At 27.3% G+C, this 20,167-nt stretch carries 12 protein-coding genes, 2 tRNA genes, 2 rRNA genes and 1 pseudogene; 16 read left to right on the top strand and 1 reads right to left on the bottom strand.

Translation table 4 applies throughout. From position 1 onward, the window contains the following. The first annotated feature begins 8 nt into the window (after window positions 1-8). A complete protein-coding gene (gene pepF, locus NX772_RS02445; protein ID WP_027123448.1) occupies window positions 9-1,835 on the top strand; it encodes an oligoendopeptidase F in 1,827 nt (608 codons plus the stop codon). A gap of 18 nt (window positions 1,836-1,853) precedes the next feature. Then, window positions 1,854-3,515 (top strand): hypothetical protein, encoded by a 1,662-nt coding sequence (locus NX772_RS02440; protein WP_259429347.1) that lies wholly within the window; start codon window positions 1,854-1,856, stop codon window positions 3,513-3,515. A gap of 205 nt (window positions 3,516-3,720) precedes the next feature. Here the strand turns inward: NX772_RS02440 and NX772_RS04045 are convergent. Beyond that, window positions 3,721-4,731, bottom strand: a pseudogene (locus tag NX772_RS04045) (IS30 family transposase). Window positions 4,732-4,947: 216 nt separating this feature from the next. Here NX772_RS04045 and NX772_RS02425 point away from each other — a divergent pair. The 14 genes from NX772_RS02425 to rsmI all read left to right on the top strand — a co-directional run bounded on the left by NX772_RS02425 (window position 4,948) and on the right by rsmI (window position 20,157). After that, window positions 4,948-6,501: a hypothetical protein gene (locus NX772_RS02425; protein ID WP_259429345.1), complete on the top strand. Its 1,554-nt coding sequence runs from the start codon at window positions 4,948-4,950 to the stop codon at window positions 6,499-6,501. Window positions 6,502-6,711: 210 nt separating this feature from the next. Further along, window positions 6,712-8,236 (top strand): 16S ribosomal RNA (locus tag NX772_RS02420). A gap of 275 nt (window positions 8,237-8,511) precedes the next feature. Further along, a 23S ribosomal RNA gene (locus NX772_RS02415) occupies window positions 8,512-11,404 on the top strand. Together the 16S and 23S rRNA genes with 1 tRNA gene alongside form the textbook arrangement of a ribosomal RNA operon. 111 nt (window positions 11,405-11,515) lie before the next feature. Next, a tRNA-Trp gene (locus NX772_RS02410) sits at window positions 11,516-11,589 on the top strand. A 32-nt stretch (window positions 11,590-11,621) separates the two neighbouring features. After that, complete coding sequence (locus tag NX772_RS02405) at window positions 11,622-12,653, top strand: MAG5620 family putative phospho-sugar mutase (protein ID WP_259429344.1); 1,032 nt, start codon at window positions 11,622-11,624, stop codon at window positions 12,651-12,653. Between the two features lie 344 nt (window positions 12,654-12,997). Beyond that, complete coding sequence (locus NX772_RS02400; protein WP_027123537.1) at window positions 12,998-13,498, top strand: redoxin domain-containing protein; 501 nt, start codon at window positions 12,998-13,000, stop codon at window positions 13,496-13,498. Between the two features lie 102 nt (window positions 13,499-13,600). Continuing rightward, window positions 13,601-13,676: transfer RNA gene (locus tag NX772_RS02395), tRNA-His, on the top strand. A gap of 143 nt (window positions 13,677-13,819) precedes the next feature. Beyond that, window positions 13,820-14,818, top strand: a complete 999-nt coding sequence (gene gap, locus NX772_RS02390; protein WP_027123536.1) for a type I glyceraldehyde-3-phosphate dehydrogenase — start codon at window positions 13,820-13,822, stop codon at window positions 14,816-14,818. Between the two features lie 135 nt (window positions 14,819-14,953). Beyond that, the gene (gene dnaX / locus NX772_RS02385) at window positions 14,954-17,107 is read left to right on the top strand and encodes a DNA polymerase III subunit gamma/tau (RefSeq protein ID WP_051542207.1); all 2,154 of its coding nucleotides are present in this window, start codon (window positions 14,954-14,956) and stop codon (window positions 17,105-17,107) included. A gap of 14 nt (window positions 17,108-17,121) precedes the next feature. After that, the gene (locus NX772_RS02380; protein ID WP_027123535.1) at window positions 17,122-17,406 is read left to right on the top strand and encodes a YbaB/EbfC family nucleoid-associated protein; all 285 of its coding nucleotides are present in this window, start codon (window positions 17,122-17,124) and stop codon (window positions 17,404-17,406) included. Window positions 17,407-17,409: 3 nt separating this feature from the next. Next, window positions 17,410-17,985: a toprim domain-containing protein gene (locus NX772_RS02375; protein ID WP_027123534.1), complete on the top strand. Its 576-nt coding sequence runs from the start codon at window positions 17,410-17,412 to the stop codon at window positions 17,983-17,985. A 1-nt stretch (window position 17,986) separates the two neighbouring features. Beyond that, window positions 17,987-18,634, top strand: a complete 648-nt coding sequence (gene tmk, locus NX772_RS02370) for a dTMP kinase (protein WP_027123533.1) — start codon at window positions 17,987-17,989, stop codon at window positions 18,632-18,634. Then, window positions 18,621-19,421 (top strand): hypothetical protein, encoded by an 801-nt coding sequence (locus NX772_RS02365; protein ID WP_027123532.1) that lies wholly within the window; start codon window positions 18,621-18,623, stop codon window positions 19,419-19,421. The genes tmk and NX772_RS02365 overlap by 14 nt, the downstream gene beginning before the upstream one ends. Continuing rightward, window positions 19,414-20,157, top strand: coding sequence for a 16S rRNA (cytidine(1402)-2'-O)-methyltransferase (gene rsmI, locus NX772_RS02360; protein WP_036450290.1), 744 nt, complete (start codon window positions 19,414-19,416; stop codon window positions 20,155-20,157). Before NX772_RS02365 ends, rsmI begins: the two co-directional genes overlap by 8 nt. Window positions 20,158-20,167 lie beyond the last annotated feature (10 nt).

Raw genomic sequence — 20,167 nt, 5'->3', positions numbered from 1 at the left:
AGGAAAAAATGAAACAATATAAAAATTATAAAGAAGTTCCAGATAAATATAAATTTGACTTAGAATTTATATTAAAAAATAAAACTGTTGAAGAATGATTAAATGATTTTGAAGCTTATTCACAAAAAGTAATCTCTCAAAAAGCGAAAAGATTTCAAGATATAGAAAACTTTATTTTATATGCCGATCTAAGAAAAGATTTTAATTTATATTTTAATCAAATATATAATTACTTATCAAATAAAAATAACATAAATTTAATAGATGTAGAAACTTCTAAAAATTTTGCATTATTAATGACTAAATACAACGATTTTATAAAAAATCTTGGTTCAGAAGAAAATGATTTTTTTGCCAACATAGAAAAAATAAATCAATGAAAATCAGATAAAAGATTAAAAAATCATTGAAAAGAAATTGAATCAATTTTACAAAGAGAACATCATAAATTGGACGATAAAATAGAAAATTATATTTCAGAAACTAAAAAAGGAGATGTTTCTCTATATTCAACTTTTGCTATTTTGAGAGATTCAGAGACTAAGTTTAAAAATATTGTTGATAAAAATAATAAAAATATTGTTTTAAATACTTCTAACTATTTAAAATTACTTAAAAATAAAGATGAAAATATTAGAAAGCAAGCTCAAAGAAATTTTTTAGATGGATATCTAGCTCATAAGCAAACTTTCAGTTCTTTATTAGAACAACATTTAAGAAATAAATCAGTTTTAGCTTCAACTAGAAAATTTAATTCTCTTGTTGAAAAAGAAATTTTTGAAGATAAAATTCCTGTTGACTTTTTAAATACTTTATTTTCTAATGTTCAATCAAATGCAGATATTTATGATAAATTTTTAGATCTAAGAAAAAAATTCTTTAAATTAAAATATAAAAAGAATTATAAACCTTGAGACAGCGCTTTATCTTTAGTTGATGTAAAAGAAAAATATTCAATTGAAGAAGCCCAAGATTTACTTTTTAAAGCAATAACTCCTTTAGGAGAAAAATATTTAAATAAAGTAAAAGAAGCGATTGAAGAAAAATGAGTAGATTATATTCATGTCGAAAATAAAAGAGGAGGCGCTTATTCTATAGGCGCTCATTATTCAGTAGATAAAAAATATATATTAATGAATTTCGATGGTACATTAAATTCAGTTGCTACTTTGGCGCATGAAATAGGTCATTCAATGCATTCTTGATATTCTGATAGTAACCAACCATTTGAACTAGCTTCTTATCCAATATTTTTAGCAGAAATTGCTTCGATTTTTAATGAATTAATGTTATTTGATTATATGTATTCAAATACTAAAGATAAAAAAATGAAATTTTATTTATTAGAAAAATCAATTCAAGATTTCATGTCAACAGTAGTAAAACAGTGTCAATGAGCAAATTATGAATTTGAAATATATAAAAATATTGATAATTCTATCCCTATGAAAACATTTGAAAGTTTTGAAAAGGTTTATGTATCTGTTTTACAAAAATACACTAATAAGAAAAATAAAGAAAAAATAGGGCAAAAAAGCAATGTTTATGCTGTTATGGTTCCTCATTTTTACTATAATTTCTATGTGTATAAATATTCTGTTGGTTATATAGTTGCAAATATATTTTTCCAAAAATATAAAGAAAATGGGATTAATGAACTAGAAAAATATATTCAAAACTTTTTAAGCACAGGCGCAAAAGACTGACCATTAGAAATTTTAAAAGATTCTGGCATAGATCTTTTAAATACCGATACAATACAAAAAGCTTTTAAATTATTAAGAGACAAAGTAAAATTATATGAAAATTTAGGTAAAACAATTTTCAAAAAATAAAGCATTAAAGTGAGTATAATGAAAAAATATAGACTAAAAAACATATTATCCCATTTATCAATACCGGTTTTTTCTATTTCAATTTTGTCATGTGCAACTAAAATTAATGATGATTCTCAAAACAATCTAGCACCAAAAACTGATGAAAAAAAAGAGGAATATATTTTAGAAAAAGTAGAAATAGCAAAGGGAAATAATAATTCTTTCAATTTCAAATTAAAAATTAAAAATTCTAACAACTCAATATTAAAAAAAGAATTGATTGACATTTTTTATATTAAAGAAAATGAAAAAAACGTTCAAAAACAGGTATTAAATAATTCTATAGTAGAAAGTAAATTAAATGACAATATTTTAGAGTTTTCTATTGAAGAATTAGAGGTAAATACTATTTATTTATTAAGTGAAATAAAAATTAATGAAAAAAATTTAATTTTAAAAAATCACGATTTAACTTTTAAAATCAAAAAAGAAATTTTAAAAGTTGAATATTTTTCTTTAGAAGAAAAAAGAGATGATATTAAAAAATTATTATTTAGATTTAATATAAATGAATTCACAAACGAACTAATAGTTTTAAAATTAGAAAATGTCAGAACAAAAGAAGAAATTGAAATAAAATCTTTAATCAAAGATGATAAAACCGCTTTATTTGAATTAGATTCTCTATTGTCAAGCGATGCTAAAGAATTAAAAATAGTAGATTTATACTTAGATAAAAAAACAGAAAAAATAATTATTAATTCTAAAATTTTAGATTATAAATTCACAACATCTACTATAAAAGAAGAAAAAATAATAGAAAACGATAATTTTGTAATTGAAAATATTGTTATTAGTGATATTGAAAAAACTAGTGCTAAATTAATTTTATCTTTTAGTCATCATGATCTTAAAAATGAAAGTAATAAAACTTTTAAAATAATTTTAAAAGAAAAAGGTAGCGAAATTACTAGAGAAATAGTTTACAATGACTATGTTTCTAAAACAAATTTAATAGAAATAATGTTGCCTGATTTAAAAGTTGGAACAAATTATATAATTGATGAAATAAAATTAAATGACAATAATCTTAACATAGAGACTAAAGAAAGAAACTTTAGAACAAAAGATAGAGAAATTGAAGAATTTTCTTCTTTAGAATTAGTTAAAGATAAAAGTAACAAATCAAACTTTATATTAGCAAAGTTTGATAATAGTATAGAAGGTAATTTAGAAGATTATAAATTTGTTTTATCTATTGCATCAAAAAATAATCTAAATAATATAATAGAAATAAGTAATAAAATTTATAATCCAGAAAACAAAGGTTTCGTTTTTGAATTACCTAATAATATTAAAAAAAACAATGTTTATTTAGTCGCTTCTATTAAAAATAAGTTAAAAAATATAAGTTTTAACGAGTTTGAATTTGAACTAACAAGAGAAAATTATACTTTTATAAAACCTAAACAATTAGTAAATACAAATTTAACAAGACAAGGAAATATTTCTAATCCTAAAGAAATATTTGATTTTGAAACTTTCCCAAAAAATGTTGTTTTAGAAAAAAACCAAAATAATGAAACTATTGTAAAAAGATATTTTTCTGATTCAATAAGTAAATTAACACAAGAAATACAGGGAAATTCTAGTTTTGCAACAGAATTTCCTAAAATGCAAATTGAAGTGCACCAGTAGTTTTTATTATAAAAACATTGTACTACAATTTACAATATTTTATACCCCTTATTTACTATTAAGGGGGAAGGGGGATATCCCCCTTCTTTTAATTCCGCTTGTAAAGCGGTTTTTTATTAATGAAGTTAATAAAAATTATGGAGCGAAATTTTTCGACCCTTTCATTATTTTCTTGTAATAATCTTGTAATTCTTAATAGTTTTAATTAATATTTGTTTAATTTTTCTATTTCTTCTTCATATATGTCAAAAGCGCATTTTCCTTCTAGTATGTCTCTATTCATAAAATTTATTCTTTTTCAAGATTTAATATTTCTTCTCGATAGACTTTATTAAAATCAGTCCCTTTTTATAAACCCTTCTTATAATTCCGTTAAAATTTTCATTGGTTCCTCTTTGAAAAGAAGCGTATTTATCGGCTTTATAAATTTTAATTCCTAATTTTTTCGCTAATATTCCAACCGCATTAAATTCAATTCCATTATCAAAAGTAATACTTTCAACAGGTAATTCTAGTGTATTTATTCTTTCATAAAGCACTTTATTAATGTAAAAGGGTTTTTACTTGAAACTTTTACAATTATTCCTAATCTGCTTTTTCTCTCAACTAAAGTTAAAAGACTAGAATGGCCTGCGGATTTTTACCTATAACTAAATCACCCTCTCAATGCCCAAATGTTTCTCTTAAATCAATGTGTTTAGGTCTAGCTCAAATAGGAAATACATACTTTGACTGCACAAGTCTTTCAATAACGTTATTTTTTCTTTTTCCGCCTTTTGTATAGTGCTTTCTTAATCTATCTTTATTAGTTAATACTCATTTTCCTGTGTTAATCCAATTAAAAACAGTCCTTAGTGAAGGGATTTTAATGTTTTTAACACCTTCTTTTATTAGGTTGTAAGTCATTTTTATTCCGCATGTTGCTTTGTTAAAATTATCTTTAATAAGTTTGCTAAATTCTTTATAATCATCCATTTGAGAAAAGAAAAACAATCTTTTATGTTTATGTCTTATTTTAGCTTTTTCATTTGCTATTAAATGATCATAAAATCCGTAAAAATTTGAATTTCTTTTTAATTCTCTTGACACTGTTGAATGATTGATATTAAGAAAATTAGCAATTTGTCTAATTGAATATTTTTATAAAACAATTTCTCTATTAAAAATCTTTTTCAGCATTTAAATGCGAATAATGCTTTGTTGTATTATAATTCATATGATCCTTTCAATAAAAAGTATGTTGTCTTAAATTTTTATGGGGGCTGTTTTTTATTTAAAAAATCAAGTGCAACCACTTTTTAATTTTACATTATAGTGGTGCACTTGATTTTGCATTCAGGGAAATTCTAGTTTTGCAACAGAATTTCCTAGGTGAGCTAATTTTTATAAAGATTTTGAAACTAGAGAATTAAATCCTACAAAATTCTTGGAAATGATTCCTGATTTAAATGTTTATTTTAAAGAAAATAGTAATTTATATAAATATGTTAATAAAATTATGCCAATTTTCATTCAAGATCAAGAGGTTATAATTAATGAAAATAAAAAGGAAGCAACTTTAACATTAAATATTAATAATTTTTTATCAAAACCTTTTACCAATAAAAAAATAGGTATTACACTAGATCTAAAAGAAACTCCAAGAAATTCTTGATCTAATTCTAGTTCAATCTCTTCTAGAATCAATATAGATCTAGAAGAATTATTAATTAATAAAAATAGTCCAAGCGATATTTGAAAAAAAGAATTTTCTATTTCAAATAAAATAGAATTCAATTATTATATTGATCAAAATAATAATTTAGTTTTTAACTTAAGAATTGATCCTAATTTATCTTCAAACTTGCATTTAACTGATAATTCAAACGAAATCAATTCTAACAATATTTTTGTTTCAAAATATAATCATATAATAGACATTTCTTATTTAACCTTAGATAGTGAAGATGAAAACTTTTCATTATCATCTCCAATTTATGAAGATGATTTAAGTGCAAAACTTTCTTCTAATGGCGAATTTTATTCTAAAGATATAAATAATCCTTTAAGAAATAATACTGGAAAAATAATTTTACCTTCTGAGAGTAATCTACCTTTTGATGAAATAAGAAAAAGAGTATTTGTTGTAGGAGGAGGTACTTCTACAATGCTTTCTAAAGTTAAACCTAATGATGATAGCGATCAAAGATATTACTTTATTACAAATAGACATGTTAGTGATATTCTTCAAAATAATTGAAGTAATTCTCAAGTTCTAAAAAAATTCTTAATTCCTAGTTTTGATGATTCTAAAGTTAGAAACGCAGATAATGAAATATCTATTAACGTTAATAAAGATAATTTTGTATTTAACTTTTGAGAATCAAGTGACCAAACAAAAAGAGACGGAACAAAAGAAAGTGATGCACGTAGACATGCTGATATTTCGATATCAATCATTGATATTGCTCCTATTTTAGAAAATGCAAAAAGATTAAATAACAAACTAATAATTGATTATTTAGAAAATTGAAAAAATTTAAAAGCATTAAAATTAAGTAAAAAAACAAAATATATTGAACCAAATAATTATGTTCAATTATATTTATCAAGTTTTCCTCTAGATAGTCATGCAGGTTTTTCTGGAAGAAGATATAGAGAACATGTTATAAATAGAATTGAAAAAATGCAATTGAGTGATCAAGATCAAAGATTTATAAAATATGGTAATTTTAGAACTTTTATTCAATATGATAATAAACAATTTGGATTATCTTATGATTTAATTTCCGGAGGTTCTGGAAGTGTTGTTTATGATGAAAATGGAGATATGGTAGCGTTATTTATGCAAAATACCGGAGATGATGGATACGGTTTTGGTTTACTAGCTTCAAATGAATATGATTATTTTGGTTTTGAAACAAATAATAATCCAAATTCTTTTAAAAATAAACTTACAGAGGCAATAAAAACTAATCCTAATAGATTCGAAATGATAGAAATTTAGATATTAAAAAAATAAAAATAAAAAATATTTTGTTTTTTGTGAAAATGATGTATACTAATAAAGCATTCTTTTTGCAAATGCAATACTAAATAAAAAATATTTTGTTTTTACTAAAAAATATAGTATAATAATTGTTGCATTTTGAATTTATGCAAATTGAATTTTAGATCTTTCAAAACTAAGTGCAAAAACCATAATTACACACAAATCAATTTCAAGAGTTTGATCCTGGCTCAGGATGAACGCTGGCTGTGTGCCTAATACATGCATGTTGAACGAAGCAGTGCTTGCACTGACTTAGTAGCGAATGGGTGAGTAACACGTACCTAACCTACCTTTAAGATTGGGATAACTATTGGAAACAGTAGCTAATACCAAATACGGTTTATTATCGCATGATGATAAATTAAAAGAAGCCTTAAAGCTTCACTTAGAAATGGGGGTGCGGAACATTAGCTAGTTGGTAGGGTAAAGGCCTACCAAGGCGATGATGTTTAGCCGGGCCGAGAGGCTGTACGGCCACACTGGGACTGAGATACGGCCCAGACTCCTACGGGAGGCAGCAGTAGGGAATTTTCCACAATGAGCGAAAGCTTGATGGAGCGACACAGCGTGCAGGATGAAGGCCTTCGGGTTGTAAACTGCTGTTGCAAGGGAAGAAAAATTTAAGGAGGAAATGCCTTAAAACTGACGGTACCTTGTTAGAAAGCGATGGCAAACTATGTGCCAGCAGCCGCGGTAATACATAGGTCGCGAGCGTTATCCGGAATTATTGGGCGTAAAGAGTTCGTAGGTTGTTTGTTAAGTCTGAAGTTAAATACTGGAGCTCAACTCCAGCCCGCTTTGGATACTGGCAAACTGGAATTACAAAGAGGTTAGCGGAATTCCTAGTGAAGCGGTGGAATGCGTAGATATTAGGAAGAACACCAATAGGCGAAGGCAGCTAACTGGTTGTATATTGACACTGAGGAACGAAAGCGTGGGGAGCAAACAGGATTAGATACCCTGGTAGTCCACGCCGTAAACGTTGATCATTAGTTGGTAGAGAATTTACCGATGCAGCTAACGCATTAAATGATCCGCCTGAGTAGTATGCTCGCAAGAGTGAAACTTAAAGGAATTGACGGGGACCCGCACAAGCGGAGGAGCATGTGGTTTAATTTGAAGATACGCGTAGAACCTTACCCACTCTTGACATCCCTTGCAATGCTATAGAGATATAGCGGAGGTTAACAAGGTGACAGATGGTGCATGGTTGTCGTCAGCTCGTGTCGTGAGATGTTTGGTTAAGTCCAGCAACGAGCGCAACCCTTGTCTTTAGTAACTAGATTAAGTTGAGGACTCTAGAGAGACTGCCTGGGTAACCAGGAGGAAGGTGGGGACGACGTCAAATCATCATGCCTCTTACGAGTGGGGCAACACACGTGCTACAATGGTTGGTACAAAGAGAAGCAATATGGTGACATGGAGCAAACCTCAAAAAACCAATCTCAGTTCGGATTGAAGTCTGCAACTCGACTTCATGAAGTCGGATTCGCTAGTAATCGCAGATCAGCTACGCTGCGGTGAATACGTTCTCGGGTCTTGTACACACCGCCCGTCACACCATGGGAGTTGGTAATGCCCGAAGCCGGTTAGTTAACTTCGGAGACGACTGTCTAAGGCAGGACCGATGACTGGGGTGAAGTCGTAACAAGGTATCCCTACGAGAACGTGGGGATGGATCACCTCCTTTCTACGGAGTACATAGACATCTTTTTATAATTTGGCATTTTATAATTTTTAATAATTCATATTATGGGCTTAGCCAAAGAGTTTTGCACTTAGTTTTGAAAGATTTAACTTTCAAAATAGTTCTTTGAAAACTGAATAGCAAATATTTTTTTTAAATATTTCAACAACGACATTACAATACAAAAACCGAGTCTAACTGTAAAAAGTTAGAATTAAATTAGATACCTTAGAAATACAAATCAAAAACAATAGGCTTAATAAATAAGTTATATTAGCTTTTAAATAAGTAAGAGTATATGGTGGATGCCTTGGGTCTGGAAGTCGATGAAGGACGTGAATACCTGCGATAAGCCTCGTGGAGCTGGATTGAGCTATGATACGGGGATTTCCGAATGGGGGAACCTAGCTGAATAAACTTCAGTTGCTTTATAATGAATACATAGTTATAAAGGCGAGACACGTTGTGAATTGAAACATCTTAGTAGCAACAGGAAAAGAAAATAAATAATGATTTCGTTAGTAGTGGCGAGCGAAAGCGAAAGAGCCCAAACCATCATTTTGATGGGGTTGTAGGACATTCTATATAGAGTTACAAAAATTTATTATAGTTGAAAAAGTTGGGAAGCTTTGACATAGAGGGTGATATCCCCGTAAACGAAATAATAAATTCTCTTGAATGTATCCTGAGTAGGGCGGGGCACGTGAAACCCTGTCTGAATCTGCCGGGACCACCCGGTAAGGCTAAATACTAACCAGACACCGATAGTGAAACAGTACCGTGAGGGAAAGGTGAAAAGAACCCCGAGAGGGGAGTGAAATAGATTCTGAAACCGTATACTTACAATTAGTCAGAGCTCGTTAATGAGTGATGGCGTACATCTTGCAGTATGGGCCGGCGAGTTATGTTAACATGCGAGGTTAAGTGGAAAAAAACGGAGCCGTAGGGAAACCGAGTCTGAATAGGGCGATTATAGTATGTTGATATATACCCGAAACCAGGTGATCTATCCATGAGCAGACTGAAGCTTAGGTAAAACTAAGTGGAGGGTCGAACCGTAGTACGCTAAAAAGTGCCCGGATGACTTGTGGATAGGGGTGAAATTCCAATCGAACCTGGAGATAGCTGGTTCTCCTCGAAATAGCTTTAGGGCTAGCGTGTAGTGTTAAACATTGGGGGTAGAGCACTGAATATGGAATGGCGGCGCCTAGCTGTACTGACTATAATCAAACTCCGAATACCAGTGTGTATTACTATGCAGTCGGAACATGGGTGATAACGTCCGTGGTCGCGAGGGAAACAACCCAGATCGTCAGCTAAGGTCCCAAAATTATGTTAAGTGAGAAAGGTTGTGAGGTTTCATAAACAACTAGGATGTTGGCTTAGAAGCAGCCATCATTTAAAGAGTGCGTAATTGCTCACTAGTCAAGAGATCTTGCGCCAATAATGTAACGGGACTAAACATAATACCGAAGCTACGGGTACGAAAGTACGTTAGAGGAGCGTTCTAAGTGGCGGTGAAGCTAAATCGTAAGAATTAGTGGAGTACTTAGAAGTGAGAATGCCGGCATGAGTAACGATTCGGAGTGAGAATCTCCGACGCCTATTGGGAAAGGTTTCCTGGGCAAGGTTCGTCCACCCAGGGTTAGTCAGGACCTAAGATGAGGCTGAAAAGCATAGTCGATGGATAATAGGTTAATATTCCTATACTTCCTATAAAAGTGATGGAGTGACGGAGAAGGATAGTATTACCACTTATTGGATTGTGGGGTAAGCATTAAGAAGGATGATTTGGCAAATCCGGTCATCATAACTTTGAGATGTTATGCATAGTGAAAGAGAGATCAAGTAACGAATTATATGATTTCATGCTTCCAAGAAAAGCTTCTAGCGTTAATTTTATAGGAACCTGTACCGAGAACGGACACACGTTCCCAAGATGAGTATTCTAAGGCGAGCGAGAAAACCAATGTTAAGGAACTCTGCAAAATTATCCCGTAAGTTCGCAAGAAGGGATGCCTACATTAAGTAGGCCACAGTAAAATGGGGGGGGTGACTGTTTATCAAAAACACAGCTCTCTGCTAAGTCGCAAGACGATGTATAGGGGGTGACGCCTGCCCAGTGCCCGAAGGTTAAGTGGAGCTGTAAGCTTTATGCGAAGCAGTGAAATGAAGCCCGGGTGAACGGCGGCCGTAACTATAACGGTCCTAAGGTAGCGAAATTCCTTGTCAACTAATTATTGACCTGCACGAAAGGCGTAACAATCTCCCCACTGTCTCAACATTGGACTCGGTGAAATTATGGTCCCAGTGAAAACGCTGGGTACCCGCATCAAGACGAAAAGACCCCGTGGAGCTTTACTATAGCTTCGTATTGAAAATTGGTCTAACATGTGTAGGATAGGTGGGAGACTTTGAAGTAAGGACGCTAGTTCTTATGGAGTCAACCTTGAAATACCACCCTTGTTATATTGATTTTCTCACCTGCTCCCATTATCTGGGAGGGGGACAGTGCGTGGTGGGTAGTTTGACTGGGGCGGTCGCCTCCTAAAAGGTAACGGAGGCGTTCAAAGTTACACTCAGTATGGTCAGAAACCATATGAAGAGCGCAAAGGTAAAAGTGTGATTGACTGCGAGACCTACAAGTCGAGCAGGTGCGAAAGCAGGACTTAGTGATCCGGCGGTACATTGTGGAATGGCCGTCGCTCAACGGATAAAAGCTACCCCGGGGATAACAGGCTTATCTTCCCCAAGAGATCACATCGACGGGAAGGTTTGGCACCTCGATGTCGGCTCATCGCATCCTGGAGCTGGAGTCGGTTCCAAGGGTTTGGCTGTTCGCCAATTAAAGCGGTACGCGAGCTGGGTTCAGAACGTCGTGAGACAGTTCGGTCCCTATCTGATGTGGGCGTTGGAATATTGATGAGAGCTGCTCTTAGTACGAGAGGACCGGAGCGGACGTATCACTGGTGCTCCAGTTGTTTCGCCAGAAGCATAGCTGGGTAGCTAAATACGGAAAGGATAACCGCTGAAGGCATCTAAGCGGGAAGCCTCCTCAGAGATTAATGTTCCCTTGAAATTCCTTATAGACGATGAGGTTGATAGGTTGGGTGTGTAAGTGTAGTAATACATTGAGCTAACCAATACTAATAAATTGATTGATTTAATAGCTAAATTCTTAGGTATTTAATTTAATTGAGTAATAAATTGCTATTCAGTTTTGAAAGAACTATTCTCCCTTAAAAAGGGTTTTTTTATTTTTTATATTAAAAATAAGTAAATGGAGGTTTAGTATAATGGCAGTACAATGGATTCCAAACCCATTGGTAAGGGTTCGATTCCTTTAACCTCCGCCATATGTAAATTTCGCCAAAAAAAAGGAAAAATAATGGATCCAATAAAAAATAATATATTTGATTTTTCGATAAATCAAACTAGTTATTTTAGAATAAAAAAAACTATTTTTTTCAATATTGTAAATTTTAAAGAAATAAGAAAACTTATACTTTCTCTTATTGATTTAAACAAAGAAAGTGAATTAAAAATTTTTATTTCTTCTGATAGTGATGAATTTTCTTTAAAATTTCTTGAGCAAATTATAAATACATTTAGCAAAGAGGATAAAATAAAAGTATTTTTAACTAAACAACAAGAACACATTTCTTTCTCTTTGTTTTCTTTTATTGCTAAAAAAATTAAATTTGATTATTCTTTTTATGTTTCAACGAATAATTTTCGACAAGAAGTTAATTTTTCTATTTTTGATCATAATTTCAATTTTATAAAAAATGATGTTTTTGCAAAATTACAGAATATTTTTCTAAATAAAATTTTTACAGAAATAGAAAATAATATTAATAAACAATCAACATTCACAATTGTAAAAAGAAAAAAAATAGAAGAAGAATATATAAATAAAATGATAGAAGAGTTTTATTTTTGAAAAAAAGAAACAAAACTGTTATCTATAGGTTTTTTAAATAGTAATTCTGATGTTAAAAAATTTCAGGAAAAATTAATAGGTCGTCTAGATTTTAAATTTATATATTCTAAAATGAGTTTTTTCAAACTTAAATGATTAAATTTAGTGTATTTTTCGTTTTTTAAAAAACCAGATCTTTTAGTAGATTTAGATGATGAAAAAGAAAAAGTAACTTTCTATGTTAAAGAAATGAAAAAATATAGAAAACTAAATAACTATGAATTATTTTTTTTAATAACACATTTTTTAAATAAAAAATTAAAAAAATATAAAATAAAATTAAATACAGAGTTAGATATGGTTTTTAATCTAGAAACCGTTTTAAAAAGATTAGAAAATAATTATTCTGAAAAAGAAATGATTTTATTTTTCAAAAATGACCTTTCTTTATTTTTTGAAAAAGAAAATATTTTTATGATTTTTCTATCATTAAAATAATTTTATTAGTTTCTTTTTAAATTACGAAAAGACTCAAAATTTTAATTTTATAAAAATAAACGAGTTATTAAAAAAATTTATAATTTTAATGAATTAACTGAAGTAGAATTATATATTAATATAGAAAAAGAAGAAATAATTGATAAAATTCAAAAAAAGGATTTACACTCATTTTTTCTAATAAAGAAAATAATAGTTCAAACTTTTTTCTTATTTTGAAAATAAATTAAGTGAAAAATATGATTTTTTACAATTTCTCATCTTCCGAAGCTAAAATTTTATTTTTTAAAAAAGTAGTTTAAAATTTAAAGGTTTAATAAATAAACTAATTAAAGAGGTAAAAAATGATTACTAAATTTAAACAAAAGGAATATTCTTTATTAAAAAATGAAAACTTTTTAAAATTAGGAGAAGAAATTTCATTTACAGCAACAAATACAATGTTTGAAGATGTAAAATTAGAAAAATTTAATCAATTAACTGTAATTTCTGTTTTTCCTTCTCTTAATACTAGAGTATGTGATGAACAAACAAAAGAAATTTCCAAACTAGCTAGTGAGTTTGAAGATGTTAGATTTATTTCTATTTCTTTAGATTTACCAAGCGCTATTGCTGAATGAAAATCTGTTAATATGCTACCTAATATAGAAATTTATTCTGATTATAAAAGAAGAGAATTTGGATTAAAATATGGTTTTTTGATTGATGAAATTTTTTTATTAGATAGAGGATTTATTGTTATTAACGATCAAAATAAAGTTATAGATTTTTCTTATAATGAAAATGTTCATGATCAAATAAGTTTTGAAAAAATTAAAAGCATTATTTTAGATAATAAAAAATAGTAAAATGATATAAAAAAATATTTAGAGACTTTTCTAAATATTTTTTTATATTGAAAAATTTTGTAACTTTAATTTTATGTTGTATAATTTATATATTATTTGGCGGATGTGGCGAAGTGGCTAACGCATCGGGTTGTGGCTCCGACATTCGCGGGTTCGATCCCCGTCATCCGCCCCATTTTTTAAGTTTTTTATATTTTTATAAAAAATTTAAAAAATGGTTTTTTTTATTTCAAATAAAATACGAAAAAATTATGTTTTTTAATTAAAAGTAATATAATTTATTTGCAAAAAATATTTATTGTTTATTGAAAGGAAGAAATGAAAAAAATTGCTATAAACGGATTTGGAAGAATCGGTAGATTAGTTTTTAGAACTATTCATAAATTATATAAAAATGACTTTGAAGTTGTTGCTATAAATGATTTAACTGATGCTAAAACATTAGCTCATTTATTAAAATATGATTCTGCACACGGAAGATTTGCAGGTTCAATCGAAGTTAAAGATGGTAGCTTAATAGTGGATGGAAAAGAAATCAAAATTATTGCTGAAAGAAATCCAGAATTACTACCTTGAAAAGAATTAAATGTAGATGTTGTTGTTGAATCAACAGGATTCTTTACTTCTAAAGAAGCGTCAGAAAAACATTTAAAAGCCGGTGCTAAAAAAGTATTAATTTCTGCTCCAGCTTCAGGTGATTTAAAAACTGTAGTATATAATGTAAATCACCAAATATTAACAAAAGAAGATACAATTGTTTCTGCTGCATCATGTACAACAAACGCATTAGCTCCAGTTGTTCATTTTCTAGATAAAGCTTACGGAATTGAACGTGGTTATATGACAACAATTCACGCTTATACAGCTGACCAAAGATTACAAGATGCTCCTCACTCAGACTTAAGAAGAGCAAGAGCTGCTGCTACAAATATAGTTCCTTCTTCAACTGGAGCAGCAAAAGCTATTGGATTAGTTGTTCCTTCATTATCAGGAAAATTAGATGGTATTGCTTTAAGGGTTCCAACTATTACAGGTTCTTTTGTAGATTTAGTTGTAGAATTAAAAGAATCACCTTCAGTAGAAGACATTAATAAAACAATGAAAGCAAATTCAAGTGAATCATTCGGATATACCGATGAACCTATCGTTTCATCTGATATTATCGGTTCAACAGAAGGATCAATTTTTGATGCTACTTTAACAAAAGTAATGTCAGTAGATGGTAAAAATTTATACAAAATTTACACATGATACGACAATGAATTATCATATGTTAGTCAATATGTAAGAGTTCTAAAACATATTTCAAAATTATAATTTTAACTAATTAATAATTAATAAAAATTCCATTATTTGGAATTTTTTTCTTATTTCTTTTTATAAAATTAAAACTTGATAATTTATTTATTTAACACTTTTAAAAAAATATTTTTATATTAAAATTATATTACAATGAAAAATAAACATTATAAAGCATTATACAGAACATATAGACCTAAAACATTTGATCAAGTAAAAGGCCAAGAATTTATTATAAAAACATTAAAAAATATTATAAAAAATCAAAAAATATCACATGCTTATTTATTTTCTGGTCCTAGGGGAACAGGTAAAACCACTGTAGCTAAAATTTTTGCTAATGCAATAAATTGTTTAGATAAAACAAATGAATATAATCCTTGTGACGAATGTGTTTTAAACATTGAAAAACAATTGGATATAATCGAAATGGATGCTGCTTCAAATAACGGGGTTGAAGAAGTAAGAAATTTAAAAGAAAAAATTCAAAATTTACCCATTAATTCAAAATTCAAAATTTATATAATTGACGAAGTTCATATGTTATCAAAAGCAGCTTTTAATGCTTTATTAAAAACTTTAGAAGAACCACCCAAACATGTTGTTTTCATTTTAGCAACAACTGATCCTCAAAAAATACCATTAACAGTTTTATCTAGACTTCAAAAGTTTAATTTTTCTAAAATAAATTATAATGTTATTATTAGTCAAATAATAGAAATTTTGGATAAAGAAAAAATTCCTTTTGAAATAAAAGCAATTGAAAAAATTGCAAAGTTATCAGATGGTGGTTTAAGAGATGCTTTATCATTATTAGAACAATTAATAATTTACTCAGATAATAATATAACGTTAAAATCACTAAATGAAGTTTTTTCTTTAGTTTCTACAGAAGATTATTTAGAAATAATAGAGTTTATTTTAAATAATAATACAAATTTACTTTTGAAAAAAAGTAGTTTTTTATTTGAAAGAGGATTAGATATTTCTAGTTTTATAAACAATTTTTTATTAATTTTGAAAGATTATATAATTTTTAAAAAGACTAATGAAATAAAAAACTTAGAATTATTAGATGAACAAGAGGTAAAAAAAATCAATTTTTCTATAAATAATGCTTTTAAATTAATTAGCATCTTAGAAAATGCACATAAAGATCATTATTATATTGAAAATAGTAAATTATTTCTAGAAATTTTATTTTTAAAACTTCTTAGCTTAGAACAAGAAAAAGTTAAAGAACCTTTAAATGAAATACAAACACCAAAAGAAATAAAAGACCTAGATATAATAGAAAAAGATAAAAAAGAAAATCTACATGATTTAAATAATTTATTTTCTTTTGCCAAAGTTATACCAGATAATAGAAATGATTTTGAATTGCATTCTTTAGAAAATAAAAAAGTTGAAACTAATAATGTCTTTAAAAATATATTTTTTCAGGAAAATGAAGATGTTGTTAGTGCCAAAGATGTAACTAATGAAGTAAATATTTTTACCGAAAATTTAAAATCCGAAGAAAATGAATATGTAGAAAATATAAATAATATTACATCAATTTTTTCTCATGATATAAATAAATTATCAGACACTGAAATAATAAATCAAACAACAGAAGTAATTTTATTAGATAATGAATTAATAGGTGAAAAAGAATTTAATAATGAAAATATAATAAATACAGAGGAAGTTATATTAGAAAATAAAAAGAATACGCTAGAAACTAATGAAATAAATCTTTTATCTGATTTTAATTTATTCACAGAAGAAAAAGAAATACCAACTATAAAAACAGAAGAATTTAATATTAACAAAATCATTAAAGATGATTTACTTTCTATAGATGAAATTATTAATCTTTTTGGTCTTATTAAAACTAATTTAAATGGTAAAACTATTTCTTCTAAAAGGAAAGAAGAATTTAAAGAATTTGAACTTTACTCTATGGATTCAAAATATAGTAAATATATATCTTGATTATATGATATGAAATTTATAGCTGCATCTGATAATTTTATTCTATTGTCAGCTGAAGAAGAAAATAATGAATCGATTTGAAATTTAAATAGCGCAAAAGAAGAAGTAGATTTTAAGGAGTTGTTAAAATCCATTTTCGGAAAAGAGATATATTTTTTTGCTATAACTAAAAAACTATATTTATCTAGTACAGAAAAATGAAAAAGATTAGAAGAGACGAAAATGCTACCTGATTTATTTAAAGAATTACCAGAAATACAAACAAAAACCTTAGAAGAATTAGAAAAAGAAAAAATTTTCGAAATTTTCGGAGAAAAATATAAAAAATAATAAAGGAGAAAAATATGAATATACAAGCAATGATGAAACAAGCAAAAAAAATGCAAGAAGAATATACAAGAAAAATAAAAGAGTTGAATGAAACGGTATTTGAATTAGAAAAACAAGGTATAAAAATAGAAATGTATGGAGATAGAACTTTAAAATCTATTAATATCCATCAAGCTTTAGTAGATCCGGAAGATAAAGAAACACTAGAAGATGTAATTATCTTAGCGATAAATGAATTAATTGCTAAGATAAATGAAAAACACGAACAAAGTGCACCATCAAGCGGTATGGGGTTATAGAAAGTGTTTGGATCAGAATTTGATGAACTAATATTAAATTTAAAAAAAATCCCAGGAATTACTAAAAAACAAGCTGAAAAAATAGCTTTTTATATTTTAGACTTAAATTTTTCAGAGTTAGAAAAAATAACGACTTCTTTAATAAATGTAAATAAAAATTTAAACAAATGTATAACTTGTAATTTTATTTCTAAAAATAAACAATGTGATTTTTGTTTAGATCCATCTAGAGATAAACAATTATTAATATTAGAAAATAACAACGAAGTTTTAAAAATAGAAAATAGTTCCATTTTTAAAGGTAAGTATTTTATATATAATATAAAAGATGAAAAAGAAATCGAAAATAATATTAAAAAAATAATAGATTTTTCAAAAAATATTGATGAAATAATAATTTCTTTATCCCCAACTATAGAAGGGTTAGCTGCTACAAATTTATTAATTTCTAAATTAAATAAAGAGATTAATAAAAAAATATCAAAAATTAGTTTTGGTATACCTATAGGTTCGTCCATAGATTATATGGATTCTTTATCTATAAAAGAATCTATTAATAACAGAAAGGAAGTAAAATAAAATGTTTATAACATTTGAAGGTGTTGATGGTAGTGGTAAATCAACGATAATTCAAAAATTGAAAATATATCTTTTAGAAAAATATTCAAATTTAAATTTTATTTTTACAAGAGAACCTGGAGGAGATAACTTAAAAGAGGCTGAAAAAATTAGAGAACTAATTTTAGATAAAGATAATAATTTTGATCCAATGACGGAAGCTATATTGTTTTTAGCTTCTAGAAGATTGCATTTGGAACAAATTATTTGGCCAGCTTTAAAAGAAAATAAAATAGTTATTTGTGATAGATATATAGATTCTTCTGTTGCATATCAAGGAGCAGGAAAGGGTATAGGGGTTAAGAAAATTAAAGACTTAAATGATTTAATAACAGAAAATACTCAGCCTAAATATACATTTCTTTTTGATTTACCAATGAAAGAAGCGGAAAAGCGTTTATTTTCCTTTAATAAAGGGAATGCTGATAGAATGGAGAAAAATAATCAAGCTTTTTTTGAAACTGTTTATGAATGCTATAAAGACTTAGCGGCAAAAGAAAATGACCGTTTTATAATTATAAATGCTTCACAAGAAGTAGAAGATGTTTTTCAGGAAGTGAAGATTCATATTGATATGATTTTAAGTAAAGTAGAAAATGAAAAAAAGTAAAAAAATCATAGACAATTTCTTTGAAAAGAATATTTTTTTTCATTCCATTATTATAAGCGCTTCAAATAAGAATTTAATTCAAGAAATGATTAATTATATATTTAAAAAATTTAAAGATAAAAATATAGAAAATAAAATAATTTCTTTCAGTAAAGATGAAATAGAAAAAGAAAAATTAAAAGATGCATTAAGAATTTTAAGTAATAATACTTCAGAAAAAACAATTTTGCTATTAAATGATATAGAAAATTATCATAATACTATAGCAAATTCTTTATTAAAATTTTTAGAAGAACCTAATGATAGTTCATTAATAATAATGACTACTTTAAATGACAAAAATATTTTAAAAACCATTAAATCTAGATCTATTGTTTTAAAAATTTTTAATAATTCTGAAGAAGTAATGAAAGAAAATTTAAAAAATATTTACATAAATTATTCTACTTTAATTGAAAAATACAAAGAAATAATTAATAACAAAAAAGTTTTTGATTATTTTATTTTTTTATTTAATAATTGAAATAAAGATAATAATGATTTTATACTGGATTTACTTTTAGAAACTATTAAGAATATACTTTATTTTGATGAAAAAAATATTTTTTTTACTAAAATGGAAATTAAAAAAGCTAATAAAATGTTTAATTTAGATACAGATAATAGTTTAAAAATAATAGAAGAAATTTTTGAATTAAAAAAGAAAGAAAAATATTTTATAAATTTTGAATTACAAAAAACTAATTTTTTAATAAGATTAAAAGGAATTATTTTGAAAAATGTTTAATAACAAAATTTTTATTATAGGTACACCTATAGGGAATTTAAAAGATATAACTCTTAGAGCTTTAGAAACACTTAAAGAAGTGGAAATAATTCTTTGCGAAGATACTCGTGTTACTAGTAAATTACTAAATCACTTTAAAATAGAAAATAAAAAATTATTGTCTTATCATAAGTTTAATGAAAAAGAAATGATAAGCAAAATTTTTAATTTATTTCATGAAGGAAAAAAAATTGCTTTAGTTAGTGATGCTGGAATGCCGAAAATTAGTGATCCTGGTTTTTGGTTAATTGAAAAGTGTTATGAAGAAAATATTCAACTCGAACTAATTCCGGGAGTTTCTTCTTTTGTTTCTTCTTATGTTTTATCTCCTTTCAATGGTCATTTTACTTTTTTAGGTTTTTTAAAGGATAAAAGTAGTCAAAGAACAAAACAATTAGAAAATTTAAATGAAGGTATTTATATAATATATGTATCACCGCATAAATTAATTTCTACTTTAATTGATATAGATAAAGTTTTTGGAAACGATGTTAAAATATTTTTATCAAAAGAAATTACTAAATTATATGAAAAACACTATTTTGGCTCTCCAAAAGATATAATGCAAAATTTACCTTCAACAATAAAAGGAGAATACACACTTTGTTTTAAATTTGAAAAACCAAAAGAGATAAGAATCAAAAAAAATAAGTACGAAAAATTTTCTAAATTTAAAAATCAAAACTCTATAAAATAAAATACACGAA

This window comes from Mesomycoplasma molare, assembly GCF_024918955.1.
Lineage (GTDB): Bacteria > Bacillota_I > Bacilli_A > Mycoplasmatales > Metamycoplasmataceae > Mesomycoplasma_A > Mesomycoplasma_A molare.
This window is presented reverse-complemented; position numbering and strand designations above follow the sequence as displayed.